Raw genomic sequence first — 13,265 nt, forward strand, 5'->3', positions numbered from 1 at the left:
AACCCTTTGCGCCTTATACACCATGGAAGTGTAAATTTTTTACCCTCTAGCGTAAAATATTTTTTACTACTATTGAACACCGTACTAAGAAACGAAAGGGACGAAAAGGAAATCCGCTCCCTTTTCGTCCCTATTTCTTCTATTTATTTATCGTCTTTTCTTTTTGATAAACCAAAGAACCGCCCATATAGGTTTCTTCCACTGTAATCCTATCGATTTCCTCCGGTCTTATCGCCAAAATATCCTGGTCAAGCACAATGAAGTCTGCATGATAGCCGGGAGTGAGCTGCCCGACATCCGGGATTCTCGTTATCTCCTGAGCGGCCCGCGTGTAGAGTGTAATCGCGGTAGGTACATCCACACGCTGATCCTGACCGGTGTCCGTACCGTCATAGGCAATTCGCGTGACGGCTGCCTTGATTCCAACGAACGGATTGACCGGATCAACCCACGCCGTTGCAGGTGCATCGGAAGAGAATGCCAGCTTTATGCCTGCCTTTAACATGGATTGGATGGGGTACGTTTGCCTTGTGCGTTCTGCACCTAGATTATTAAGGTAGCTTTCGATTTCGGCATATAAGAAGATTGGTTGGGGAACAAAAGCGATACCCGTTTCAGCTGCTCGCTTAAGTGCTTGCTTTGTAGGCATGGCTGCATGTTCGATTCTTATTGATGGACCATCCGCGATCCATCCCGTTTTTCCGTAAAAGGTATTCACGATCATATCGATCGCTTGCTCCCCCATTGCATGTATGACCAATTGAATATTGTTTTCCCTGGCTGCCTCAGCTGCACTTAACAACTCCGCCTCTGAGGTCATCTGTATGCCCTGGTTCTTTTCTTCTCCTAAAAATGGCGGGTCGACCCACGCGGTTTGCCCCGACACGCTGCCATCCGAGAATAACTTAACCCCACCGATATGATTCTGGCTTTCTCTGTTTGTTTTACCCTTATCCAGGATCATATCATTCTTCATATCTTCCCAAATATAGTATAAAACTGTACGTTGCTTTAAGCCCTTTTCGCTCGCAGCCCTATACATATCCAAGTAATCGATCGGCTTGGTCCTTGCCAGGAGTTCAGTGATTGCAGTAATCCCATGTGCTAATAATTGGGGACTCAGTTCGGCGAGAGTATCTGTTTCTTCTTCGAATGTTTGAACCGGCATCACTTTATTGATCAGTTCTTTAGCATTTTCCCGTAATATTCCGGTCGGCTCCCCTTCTGAATCCCTGTCAATCTCTCCCCCTGCTGGATTTGGCGTGTCCTTTGTAATTCCCGCCAATTCCAATGCCTTGCTGTTCACGACAATTATATGGCCGCAGGTCCGGGTTATGACCACAGGGACTTCCGTCGTCGCCCTATCCAGATCGTAGCGTGAAGGGGACCTCCCTTCCATCAATTTCCCTTCATCATATCCCCAGCTTTCAATCCAATCCCCTGAATTTTGGGATTCACACTGTTCACGAACGGCCTTGATCAAATCCTCAATCGATTCAACGACAGGAGGCATACATGGAATTTGCTTGGCTGCCTTAGCTAAAAATAGCGGATGCAGATGTGCATCAATTAGTCCGGGAAGCACCCGCCGCCCTTGTAGATCAATCCGTTCCCCATTCAATCCGTCTGTCTCTGACTGTTCTCCAACCCACTCGATGCGCCCATTACGAACAACCATGGCACTCGCATAAGGTTGTTTTGGATTCGATGTAAATATTTTTCCATTTATATAAATAAACTTCATATTTCGTTTATTTTCATTCATACTTTCTCTCTCCTTAATTAGTAAAATCCAACATGATGAAAGTTCAAACTTAACTTCATCCTTCCATATTTAAACCTTATGTCGTTTCACAACATTTAAGATGAATGGTTTTCGCCATTCATGGGGCTTGAAGGAATTTCCTGAGCCTGTTTTCCGTGAATGAACGTTCCCACGACGGATCCCAGTACGGCTGGAATCAGCCATGCAAAACCATATGAACTGAATGGAATGATGGAAATGAAATCATTCATGAATCCCATATGGATACCGATGCTTTCCAATGTTTCGCATAAACTGATGATGAAAGTGGCCAGGATCGACCCCTTATAGGCTCCCGCGTTTGGTATGTATCTGCGGAAAACGCCAAGTAAGACAATCACAATCGAAACAGGGTAAATTCCCATGAATAACGGTACGGAGTAGTCGATGATCTTTTCGACACCCATTAGCCCCATCAACACTCCAGTGGCACAAACGACGATTACCCAATTGCGGTAACTCACTTTTTGTTTCGTCAACCCGCTAAGGAAATCTGCTATTGAAGCGGTTATTCCAATTGAGGTGGTAAGGCACGCTAATGAAACCGCTATAGCCAAAGCAATGGTGCCGTAATCCCCAAGCAGTTTATAAACCAGGCCCGTCACCAACTGCGCACTCTCCATGTCATAAGGGAATAATCCGCTTCCTGTAGCACCTATATATAGAAGTCCTCCGTATATGATGAGCAATCCCAAACCTGCCACGATGGTTCCATTCATGACCACTTGCTTCATTCTGGAAGGTTCCGCATATCCCTTTGCTGCAATCGAGCCAATGAAAACCGAGGCACAAAGAAGGCCCGTGAACACGTCACCCGTCTGATAGGCACTAAAAAACGAGTGGCCAAACGGATTTTGAATTTCCGTATTTACAGGCGCCCCCAATGGATCGATAGTGCCTTTGATGACGATAAAAAGAAGAATGGCGAACAGAGCAGGCGTTAGCACTTGTCCGACTTTATCAATGAGATTGGATCGATCGCTGGCAAAATAAAAATTCAATCCAAAGAAAACGACCATCGTCACGAAAGAAGGTACATTCGGGAATAATGTATGTACCCCCATCTCATGGGTCGTAGCGGCCGTCCTGGGTACAGTGACGAGCATCGCAATCCCAATCATGACGACCAGATTGAATACCTTATAAAACCAAGTGCTGATCGGCCTTGTCAGTTCTTCAAATTTCCCTTTTGAATTCAGGACCGCCACAACTCCCAGTATAGGGAGTACAATTCCCGTAAGAATGAAGCCCGCTAGCGCCGGAAGCCAATCCGACCCTGATGCAAGTCCGATCGACGGAGGAAAAATCAGATTGCCAGCCCCAAAAAATACGGCAAATAAAGCAAAACCAAAAATAAGGCTGTCACGTACTATCTTGTTTTTATTCATCCATTCACCTCTATTTTTTTATCACTAAATGAAACCAGCTATTAATACGCCTATCACTTATATAAGCAAATGCCGTGCCAACCTTAACAATATTTTAATTATTTTTAACGTTACTTGCATATGACGCTAAACACAAGGCAAAAAAGGGTCACGATTCTATTTAGCGTCTAGAATCGTGACCCTTTGATTATCAAAATCCAATAAAAGTGGTGAAATTTTTCCCTCTAGCGTAAAAAAATTTTTACCGCAATTTATGTTTTTCCATTTTATATTTCAATAATTGTTTGGAGATACCAAGCTGTCTGGCAGATTCCGCCATTTTCCCATTCGTATTTTTCAACTGACGCACAATGATCTCTTTTTCATATTGCTGAACCGCATCTTTTAATGAATCCACATTAAGACTGTTGTTATTAGCCATTGGAGCTTCGGTATAATCTCTGATTCTTCCAGGAATATCATCAAGGGTGATCCTACTGGACTGGACATGATTATATGCCGTCTCGACCGCATTTTTCAATTCCCTGATATTCCCTGGCCATGGATATCTTTTGAAACACTCCAGCACTTCATCCTGAACACCATCAATATATATATTCATCGCATTGTTGTAAAAATTCAGATAATGATCAACAAGGACTTCTATATCCTCTTTTCTTTCCATCAAGTTTGGCAAGTCAATCTGCACGACACCAATTCTATAGAATAAATCTTCCCGCAACCGCTTCTCCGCCAGTAAAATATCCGGGACCTCATTCGTTGCTGAAATCACCCTGATGTCCAAGCGGATATTTTTCTTCCCGCCCAGTCTTCTTATCGTTTTCTCTTCAATCGCCTTCAGAAGCTTCACCTGAAGATTCATATCCAGGGAATTGATTTCATCCAGAAATAAAGTTCCGCCTTCCGCCTGTTCGAATAGACCCGGCATGTCTTCCGATCCGGTGAAGCTCCCCTTATTCGTACCAAACAAAGTGCTTTCCCATAAACTAGCAGGGACCGCACTGCAGTTAAGTGAAATGAAGGGCTTTCCAAATCGATCGCTTAAATTATGGATCGCCTGAGCGATAAGTTCTTTCCCTGTGCCCGTTTCCCCAACGATCAAAATATTTGAGGTCGTTAACGCAATTCTTCCAAGTTTATCTTTAATGCTTTCCATTTTAGGGTTAACCGTGATAATATCATCGACCGTATAAACGGTATTATTTCTCCTGAAGATTTTATGGCTCGAATATTTGTCCAAATATTGAATGGCATCCTTGGAAAAGAAACGCTTAGAGAATTCTACGGCTCCAATTATTTTACCGTTTTCGGCTATCGGAAATGTGGAATTGATCGTTTCGATGACCTCTCCCGTTTTGGTGATCATCTCTTGTTTTATATTACATAACGGTTTTCCCGTCCTTAACACATTCATCAGCGTACTATTTTCGTTCGTGATATTTTTATAAAAGGAAGTGACACTCTTCCCCATGAATTCTTCCGGCCTTATCCCAAGCTCTATAAGGACATTTAAATCTGCCATATCATAAAAAATGATAATCCCTTTATCATCTACGACCAAAACATTATCAAAATCGGATAATCTCCTGAATATATCCACATTCATATTCACCCTTCCAGCCTCCTCTCAACTTTACATATTCAAACCCTGACAATCTCCGCATATCGGTCCATTCACTTTGTAGCTTCTTGGTTTGGAACTGCTTGGTGCATTGTCCAATCATTCTGATATTTTACCATGAAACAGGGCGTTTTTTCTTTTCAAACTTTTTCCTGGCTTGTCATCACCATATAAATGATCACAACAAAAAAAGAGCATCCCAAAGCAGAAATCGCTTCCGCCTTTGGAACACCCTCTTTCCTATAATCAATCAGAGCCAGTTATAACAAAATCGTCTTGGAGCAAAGCTAAAGGAAGCTTTCTATTTATAGGATCCCCTGCCGAAACATTAATTTCAGTAATGTGACCACTGGCACCTATTGAAACATCAATCAATTTCCCATCCTCCGTTTTCACTAAAAAGAGCCTCTCCCATTCATAAACATAGGAATTCTTTTGAACGTAAACTTGTTCGACGGTCCCATCCTGAGCACACTCGATGGTATGAATCGGTTTTAACACGGAATCACTCCTCCACTCTCCATTATTTGGCTAGCTTATACCCAGCCACGGAATATCGAGGCTTCTGCCATTTTTCTGACACCCACCATATACGCTGCTAGCCTCATATCCACTTTTCTTGTCTCGGACATTTCATATACTTGATTAAATGAATTGACCAATAACTCTTTTAATTTGGTTTGGACTTCTGCATCTTCCCAATAATAACCTTGATTATTTTGAACCCATTCAAAGTAAGAAACTGTCACACCGCCTGAACTTGCCAATACATCAGGTACGAGAAGCACATTGCGTTCCGTCAAGATCTTGGTTGCCTCCAAAGTGGTAGGTCCATTAGCTGCTTCCACAACAATTTGGGCTTTGATAAGATGTGCATTTTCTTTGGTGATTTGATTGGAAATGGCAGCAGGCACTAAAATATCACAATCTTGTTCCAGAAGTTCCTGATTGGTGATTGTATTATCGAATAGTGTCGTTACCGTTCCAAAGCTATCCCTTTTATCAAGTAAGTAATCGATATCCAGACCATCCGGTTTATAGATGGCACCATATGCGTCCGATATGCCAATCACTTTCGCACCAGCATCATGCATGAATTTGGCCAAAAAGCTTCCTGCGTTCCCAAACCCTTGGACGATGATGCGTGCACCTTTCAATTCTATGCCCTTACGCTTTGCCGCTTCCTCGATACAGATGGTGACACCTTGTGCCGTCGCCTTTTCCCTACCGTGTGAACCGCCCAGTACCAGTGGCTTGCCTGTAATGAAACCAGGCGAATCGTGTTCTCTTATTCTACTGTATTCGTCCATCATCCATGCCATGATTTGTGAATTCGTATAAACATCCGGGGCCGGAATATCTTTAGTCGGCCCCACTATTTGGCTGATTGCCCGAACGTATCCACGGCTAAGCCTTTCCAATTCACCGATGGACATTTGGCGCGGATCACAGATGATGCCACCTTTTCCTCCGCCATATGGCAGATTCACGATTCCGCATTTCAAACTCATCCACATTGAAAGTGCCTTGACTTCTTCCTCATCGACTTCAGGATGAAAACGGATTCCGCCTTTCGTCGGACCGACAGCATCGTTGTGCTGTGCACGGTATCCAGTGAAAATCTTCGTTGAATTGTCATCCATCTTGATTGGAATCCGGACGGTCAGCATCCGAAGAGGTTCCTTCAAAAGCTCGAACACTTCTTCAGAATAGCCAAGCTTATCCAGCGCCTCCTTGATTACGACCTGTGTTGAATCAAGCAAGCTGGCAGTTTCTTTTTCTTCTTTGACTGTTGTACTCAATGGAATTCACCTCATAGGTATATTAGGATAAAACTTTTTTAATGCGTTCGATTGCCCAATCCAAGTCTTCTTTTGTAATCACTAATGGCGGAGCAAAACGGATAACTGTATCATGCGTTTCTTTACATAGCAATTTTTCTTCTTTAAGCTGCTCACAATAAGGTCTTGCTGCTTCCGTTAATTCGACTCCGATGAATAAGCCTCTGCCGCGGATATCTTTAATCATTGGATTCTTGATTTCTTTTAAACTATCCATAAAGTATTGTCCAAGCTCCAATGAACGTTCAGCAAGCTTCTCTTCTTCAAGGACTTCCAATGATGCGATGGAAACCGCACATGCCAATGGATTGCCGCCGAATGTAGAACCATGGGAACCAGGATTGAATACGCCAAGGATTTCACGGTTTGCAGCTACGCAAGAGATTGGGAAAACCCCGCCGCCCAGCGCTTTACCTAAAATGTACATATCCGGAACTACTCCATCCCAGTCAGAGGCGAACATTTTTCCTGAACGTCCAAGTCCTGACTGAATTTCATCAGAAACGAATAGGACATTATTTTCTTTACATAAGTCGTAAGCTTCTTTTAAGAATCCTTGTGGCGGTATGATGATTCCCGCTTCACCTTGAATCGGTTCGATTAAAAATCCAGCCGTTTGCGGTGTAATCGCTTCTTTCAATGCATCAAGGTCGCCGTAAGGGATCAGCTTGATTCCTGGCAGCATCGGTCCAAAGCCCCTTCTATATTCATCATCGGATGACAAGGACACTGCTGCCATCGTCCGGCCATGGAAATTCCCGATACATGCAATGATTTCAGCTTGGTTTTCTGCGATTCCCTTAACATCATAACCCCAGCGTCTAACAGCTTTGATTGCAGTTTCAACAGCTTCAGCACCTGTATTCATAGGCAGTGCCATGTCTTTTTGCGTAATGCGTGAAACCATTTCATACCATGGTCCTAATTTATCACTATGGAATGCACGGGACGTCAATGTTACGCGATCAGCTTGTTTTTTTAATTCGTCGATGATTTTTGGATGCCTGTGGCCTTGGTTCACTGCTGAATAGGCACTAAGCATATCCATATATTTGTTGCCTTCAGGATCTTCCACCCAAACTCCTTCTGCCTTCGAAATGACGATTGGAAGTGGATTATAATTGTTTGCACCATATTGTTCTGTTTGCTCGATTAATTTTTCCGTTAAAGTTGTCATGTTGATTCCCCCTAAAATTTATAGCGTTTCAGATGTTGTTTTTCCTTGAAGGTGAAGAACTAAATAATCAGGACCGCCCGCTTTTGAATCTGTACCTGACATATTGAATCCGCCAAATGGCTGGTATCCTACAATGGCACCAGTACAGCCGCGATTGAAGTACAAGTTACCTACGTGGAAATCCTCACGCGCTTGTTCGATATGTTCAATGTTGTTCGAGATGACCGCACCCGTTAATCCATAATCCGTGTTATTGGCAATCTCGATTGCATGATTGAAATCTTTTGCCTTACAGAATGCAACCACTGGTCCGAAAATTTCTTCTTTCATGACACGTGCGTTCTCATCCACATCGGCAATGATAGTTGGCTGGATGAAGAAACCTTTTGAATTGTCTCCTTCTCCCCCTGTAACAATTTTCCCTTCTTCTTTACCGATTTCAACGTAGCTCATGACTTTGTCGTAAGCTGCTTGATCGATAACCGGACCCATGAAGTTGTTTAGATCTGTTGGTTCCCCGACTGTTTTTTCTTTCGTTAATTCAATGGCACGATTCAAGACTTGGTCATATACATCTTCCACTATGACGGCACGTGAACAAGCAGAACATTTTTGACCGGAGAATCCGAATGCAGAAGCGACGATTGATTGTGCCGCCAATTCCAGATCAGCCTCTTTATCAACCACGATCGTATCTTTACCGCCCATTTCAGCGATGACACGTTTTAACCAGATTTGGCCTTCATGAACTTTTGACGCACGCTCATAAATACGGATTCCAACATCACGAGATCCGGTAAAGCTGATGAAACGTGTACGAGGATGATCTACCAAATAATCGCCAACCTCGGCACCGTTTCCTGGAATGAAGTTCACAACTCCTGCAGGCATGCCCGCTTCTTCCAGCACTTCGATGAATTTAGCTGCAATGACCGGTGTTGTACTGGCCGGTTTCAATAAGACCGTATTACCTGAAACAAGAGCTGCCGTCGTCATGCCTGCCATGATCGCAAACGGGAAGTTCCAAGGTGAGATGATGACACCGACACCAAGCGGAATATAATTGAAAGCATTGTGTTCAATCGGACGGCTTTCCACTGGCATGCCGTCTTTAAGCTTCAGCATTTGACGTGCATAGTATTCCATGAAGTCGATCGCTTCCGCTGTATCTGCATCCGCTTCATTCCAAGGCTTTCCTGCTTCTTTCACCAATAGAGCCGAGAAATAGTGTTTTCTTCTCCGTACGATGGCTGCAGCCCTGAATAAAATATTTGCACGCACTTCCGCTTTCGTTTTTCTCCAAGTTTGGAATGTCTTATCTGCCGCTTGCATCGCTTGCTCAGCAAGATCCTTATTCGCTTTGGATACGATTCCAATAACTTCTTCTTTATTTGCTGGGTTTACAGAGGTAATGACTTCATCAGTAAACACTTTTTCACCATTAATGATCAGCGGATATTTCTTCCCTAAATCATTAGCTACATCATTCAATGCCGCTTGAAAAGCTTTATTGTTTTCTTCGATTTTAAAATTAGTAAATGGTTCGTGTTTATATGTTTGGACCATTATAGCTCATCTCCCTAAAATTTTATGTTTTTTTCTTCACCCTTAATTAACAAGCAAGTTCCGTGCCAACTTTTCATTTTTTTGAAAAAATAATGATATTTCATTAAATATGCAATGAAATTCAGCACTTTTGGGGCAAAATTTACATAGTATGCCATTATTTTTTGCTCTAATCCCTATTTTCGTCGCTTAAACCTTACACTTTTAATTAATGCAAGATTCATGCCAACTATAAAAAACATAAAAAACAGCGTTTTTTCACTTTTTCCGCAAAATATTTTTGCACTTCGATGCAAAATAATCTTGCTGTGCAAATTTTATTTGCGCCTTTACTTCAATTCCTCTACAATAGCTCTAAGAAAAGAAGAAAAACGGGAGGCATTCATGAATTTAGATCAAATCCTTAAAATAGATGGTTTCCAACCCATCCTCTATTCGCTTGTGGATGTAATCGATACAGGGATACATATAATCGATATAAAAGGGCGGACCATTGTATATAACAAGAAAATGGCAGAAATTGAAGGAATGGATTCAGAAGAAGTGTTAGGGAAGAAGATTCACGAAATCTTTAAATTCAAGGAAGAAACGGAGAGTACATTAATAAGGGCACTTCATTCGGGTAAGACAACCGAGAACTCGAAGCAGACCTACTTCAATAATCTTGGACAGGAAATTACCACAATCAATAATACGTTTCCGATTTTGGATCAGAAGCAAAATATCATCGGAGCAATTGAAGTGGCAAAGGATATAACGAATCTGGAAAGAATCATTAAAGATAATATCTTAAATAAAGGCGATACCAAATATACGTTTGACAGCATCATCGGAACGAGTGAAAATTTCCTGGAAGTCATAGAAAAGAGCAAGCGCTCGACCAGAACGGCATCCTCCATCCTAATCGTCGGGGAAACGGGCACTGGAAAAGAGCTCTTCGCCCAAAGCATCCATAATGGCAGCAGCCGTTCGACACATCCTTTCATCAGCCAAAACTGTGCTGCCCTGCCGGATAGTCTAATTGAAGGAATACTCTTCGGCACAAAGAAAGGCGCCTTTACCGGATCAATTGAAAGGCCTGGATTATTCGAACAGGCACAGGGCGGTACCATCCTGCTAGATGAAATCAACTCATTAAATCCGAACATGCAAGCGAAATTATTACGGGCCCTTCAAGAAAGGACGATTCGCCGTGTTGGGGATACAAAGGATAAAAAAATTGACGTTAGGGTCATTGCAACGATAAATGAAGATCCGATAGATGCCATTGCAAATGATCATTTACGAAAGGATTTATACTACCGATTAAGTGTCGTTTCGTTATTCATCCCGCCTCTTCGTGAACGGAAAGAGGATATTCCTTTGCTGGCGCAATCCTTCATCGAGAAATTCAATGCGCTGTTCGAATTGAATATAGAAGGAATCAGCGAAGAGGTCTACTCGCTTTTTTATGATTACGACTGGCCCGGGAACGTAAGGGAACTTGAACATATCATTGAGGGAGCCATGAATTTAATGGAACCTGGCGATACAAAGATTGCCATCACCCACCTTCCGGCTCTATTTAGGAAGAAAGCCCATTTGGAAGACATTCTTCCCGATAGAAAAGAAAATCATGAAAATGGAGATTTACAGGAGTCGACATTATCTCTTGATGATTATATCGCCCATACTGAAAAGCAATACTTGGAGAAGATTTTAAAGGAACATGGGATGAATATCTCCAAAGCAGCCAAGGCCCTGAATATTAGCCGCCAAAGTCTTCAATACCGCTTGAAAAAGTATCAGGTCAAATAATATCATTTCTGCACGAAGAAGGCCCCCATTAATATGGAGGGCCTTTTTTGCTTCTATTCATTTCACTTCGCAATCAGAATGCTTCAGCCGCTTTTACAACGTTCTCCAAACCATCCGCGATGATTTTTTGTGTCCGATCCGGATACTGATTATGTCCTTCAATGACCACGACATCCGGATTGTTAATTCCCCATAGGCCAATGATATTTTTCACTAAATTCACGGCCATTTCAGCAGAAGCCATTCCTTCTAATGCATAATCAGAACCGCGGGCATTCAATAGCATGACTTTTTTATCACCAGCATACCCGACAGGACCTTCCGCCGTATAATTGAACATTTTACCTGCTTGTGCCAAATAGGAAAGATATGTGATAAGCGGCGCAGGAACCGTTGAGTTCCATAGAGGGAAAGCGAATACCACTTTATCCATCCCCATGAATTGATTTAAATATTGGTCAACCAGTTCGGCCGCCTTTTCCTCTTCGGCTGTCAGTTCAAGACCTTGGTTACGTTTATACAAGCCGGTAATTGCCGTATTTCCATAGTAAGGAAGTTCTTCTTTAAATAGATCCAGCTCTGTCACTTCATCTGTACGGTGTGTCTCTTTATATGCTTTTAAGAAGGTGTCATACATTTTCGAGCTGATTGCCTGTTCTGCAGGACGATCGTTCACTTTTACGAATAATACTTTTGTCATTTTTCCATTCTCCCCTACCGCGGTTTCTTTATTTCTAAATAATCTACTTAAAAATCCCATTATCCTCTCACCATTGCTTTCTGCTTTATAATATTTAGACGACTAAATGAATCTCATTGCCTGATGGATCTGTTACAGCGAAAAACCCTTCTTTTTCCGTGACGACAGCCCCGATTCCTTTCAGTTGTTCCGTTACTTTTTTTCTCGCTTCTTCGTCTGCAAAAACGAGAGTATACCAGTTTAGCCCCACACTATTTTCCTTAGGAGCAGGGGCGCCAACGCCATTCCAAGTGTTCAATCCTATGTGATGATGATATCCACCGGTTGAAGTAAAGAGCGCTCCTCCATATCGATTCACGACGCTAAACCCAAGACCTTGCATGTAAAACTCCTCCGTTTTACGTAAATCCGCTACATGCAGATGTATATGCCCCATCAAGGTGCCTGCAGGCAGTTTGCTCCACTCACCATCGCTTTCTTTCAGAAGGTCATTCCCATCCAGCGGATCCGTGCCCATTGCGACTTCCCCTCCGGCCCATCTCCAATCAGTCGATGGCCGGTCAGAGTATACTTCAATCCCATTGCCATCCGGATCGGTAATGTACAGCGCTTCACTCACTTCATGATCAGCCGCTCCAAATGGATATTTCGTTTGAAGTAAATGGCGTAAAAAAATCGATAAGTCAGCACGACTTGGCAGTAAAAGGGCAAAGTGATATAAGCCCGTCGTCCGCCCTTCTTTCGGAATCACATCAGCAGGCTGCTCAAGTGTCAGCAACGGGGTTTTACCGTCTGTCGTCAAAACAGCTTGCCGATCGGTTTTACTCAATACTTTAAGACCGATGATTTCTTGATAAAACAGAATGGCCTTATTCAAATCCAAAACATTTATACTGACTTCGCCAACAAAGGTAATTGGTTTTTGATGAAAATTTTTATCCATATTGTCACTTCCCTTTTTTATTGAAAATCACATGATCCAAAGAAAGAACCGTGCGGTTTGCACACGCTAGATAGACAGACATGGCAAGCAGTGCCAAGTCCAGTTCGTAACCCGCCGCTTGCCCGTTTCCAAGAAAACCAGCAGGTAATTTAGCCGTGAAAATCGCCCCCGCCATAATGACCGCAAATAGGACGGATACGATTCGTGTTCCCAAACCCAGTATAACCGCAATTCCCCCGATCAATTCGATTCCTGCAACGAGGTACGCCATGAAGCCAGGAATGCCAAGGCTATCGAAAAATCCCTCCGTATTTCCTATGCCCCCTTGAAACTTTGAAACGCCGTGAATTAAAAAAGTAAGACCTAAAATCACCCTTAAAAAAACTTGACCTGCATCATTTTTATTCATTATGAATTCTCCTTTTTGT

At 42.7% G+C, this 13,265-nt stretch carries 11 protein-coding genes; 1 reads left to right on the forward strand and 10 read right to left on the reverse strand.

All coding sequences use genetic code 11. The features are described from left to right. Positions 1 to 139: 139 nt before the first annotated feature. From ACIQZD_RS04800 to pruA, 7 genes are all read right to left on the reverse strand, one after another. A complete protein-coding gene (locus ACIQZD_RS04800) occupies positions 140 to 1,765 on the reverse strand; it encodes an amidohydrolase (RefSeq protein WP_402898795.1) in 1,626 nt (541 codons plus the stop codon). A 95-nt stretch (positions 1,766 to 1,860) separates the two neighbouring features. Further along, positions 1,861 to 3,192, reverse strand: a complete 1,332-nt coding sequence (gene brnQ, locus ACIQZD_RS04805) for a branched-chain amino acid transport system II carrier protein (RefSeq protein ID WP_402898798.1) — start codon at positions 3,190 to 3,192, stop codon at positions 1,861 to 1,863. 241 nt (positions 3,193 to 3,433) lie between these two features. Further along, entirely contained in the window at positions 3,434 to 4,798 is a 1,365-nt protein-coding gene (locus ACIQZD_RS04810) for a sigma-54 interaction domain-containing protein (RefSeq protein ID WP_402899940.1), read from the reverse strand. 261 nt (positions 4,799 to 5,059) lie between these two features. Further along, positions 5,060 to 5,314, reverse strand: coding sequence for a biotin/lipoyl attachment domain-containing protein (locus ACIQZD_RS04815; protein ID WP_076364404.1), 255 nt, complete (start codon positions 5,312 to 5,314; stop codon positions 5,060 to 5,062). A 35-nt stretch (positions 5,315 to 5,349) separates the two neighbouring features. Further along, positions 5,350 to 6,615: a Glu/Leu/Phe/Val family dehydrogenase gene (locus tag ACIQZD_RS04820; RefSeq protein WP_260358427.1), complete on the reverse strand. Its 1,266-nt coding sequence runs from the start codon at positions 6,613 to 6,615 to the stop codon at positions 5,350 to 5,352. 22 nt (positions 6,616 to 6,637) lie between these two features. Next, positions 6,638 to 7,831 (reverse strand): ornithine--oxo-acid transaminase, encoded by a 1,194-nt coding sequence (locus ACIQZD_RS04825; RefSeq protein WP_034309472.1) that lies wholly within the window; start codon positions 7,829 to 7,831, stop codon positions 6,638 to 6,640. An 18-nt stretch (positions 7,832 to 7,849) separates the two neighbouring features. Next, positions 7,850 to 9,397 carry an L-glutamate gamma-semialdehyde dehydrogenase gene (gene pruA / locus ACIQZD_RS04830; protein WP_402898803.1) on the reverse strand — a complete coding sequence of 516 codons (1,548 nt, stop codon included), beginning with the start codon at positions 9,395 to 9,397 and terminating at the stop codon, positions 7,850 to 7,852. Between the two features lie 384 nt (positions 9,398 to 9,781). Here pruA and ACIQZD_RS04835 point away from each other — a divergent pair, with 384 nt between their 5' ends. Beyond that, positions 9,782 to 11,194, forward strand: coding sequence for a sigma-54 interaction domain-containing protein (locus ACIQZD_RS04835; protein ID WP_402898806.1), 1,413 nt, complete (start codon positions 9,782 to 9,784; stop codon positions 11,192 to 11,194). 73 nt (positions 11,195 to 11,267) lie between these two features. Here ACIQZD_RS04835 and ACIQZD_RS04840 read toward each other — a convergent pair whose 3' ends face one another. The 3 genes from ACIQZD_RS04840 to ACIQZD_RS04850 are packed head-to-tail and all read right to left on the reverse strand — an operon-like array spanning position 11,268 to position 13,246. Next, complete coding sequence (locus ACIQZD_RS04840) at positions 11,268 to 11,954, reverse strand: FMN-dependent NADH-azoreductase (protein ID WP_402898809.1); 687 nt, start codon at positions 11,952 to 11,954, stop codon at positions 11,268 to 11,270. A gap of 34 nt (positions 11,955 to 11,988) precedes the next feature. Next, a complete protein-coding gene (locus ACIQZD_RS04845) occupies positions 11,989 to 12,837 on the reverse strand; it encodes a VOC family protein (protein WP_402898812.1) in 849 nt (282 codons plus the stop codon). A 4-nt stretch (positions 12,838 to 12,841) separates the two neighbouring features. Continuing rightward, positions 12,842 to 13,246, reverse strand: coding sequence for a DoxX family protein (locus ACIQZD_RS04850; protein ID WP_402898815.1), 405 nt, complete (start codon positions 13,244 to 13,246; stop codon positions 12,842 to 12,844). Between the last annotated feature and the right edge of the window lie 19 nt (positions 13,247 to 13,265).

It is taken from the genome of Peribacillus sp. NPDC096447, from assembly GCF_044762725.1.
GTDB lineage: Bacteria > Bacillota > Bacilli > Bacillales > DSM-1321 > Peribacillus.

What these genes read in the sequence shown, in the direction of transcription:
- ACIQZD_RS04800 (WP_402898795.1), bottom strand. Translation starts at nt 1,765, where the DNA reads ATGAATGAAAATAAACGAAATATGAAGTTTATTTATATAAATGGAAAA.
- brnQ (WP_402898798.1), bottom strand. Translation starts at nt 3,192, where the DNA reads ATGAATAAAAACAAGATAGTACGTGACAGCCTTATTTTTGGTTTTGCT.
- ACIQZD_RS04810 (WP_402899940.1), bottom strand. Translation starts at nt 4,798, where the DNA reads ATGAATGTGGATATATTCAGGAGATTATCCGATTTTGATAATGTTTTG.
- ACIQZD_RS04825 (WP_034309472.1), bottom strand. Translation starts at nt 7,831, where the DNA reads ATGACAACTTTAACGGAAAAATTAATCGAGCAAACAGAACAATATGGT.
- pruA (WP_402898803.1), bottom strand. Translation starts at nt 9,397, where the DNA reads ATGGTCCAAACATATAAACACGAACCATTTACTAATTTTAAAATCGAA.
- ACIQZD_RS04835 (WP_402898806.1), top strand. Translation starts at nt 9,782, where the DNA reads ATGAATTTAGATCAAATCCTTAAAATAGATGGTTTCCAACCCATCCTC.
- ACIQZD_RS04840 (WP_402898809.1), bottom strand. Translation starts at nt 11,954, where the DNA reads ATGGGATTTTTAAGTAGATTATTTAGAAATAAAGAAACCGCGGTAGGG.
- ACIQZD_RS04845 (WP_402898812.1), bottom strand. Translation starts at nt 12,837, where the DNA reads ATGGATAAAAATTTTCATCAAAAACCAATTACCTTTGTTGGCGAAGTC.
- ACIQZD_RS04850 (WP_402898815.1), bottom strand. Translation starts at nt 13,246, where the DNA reads ATGAATAAAAATGATGCAGGTCAAGTTTTTTTAAGGGTGATTTTAGGT.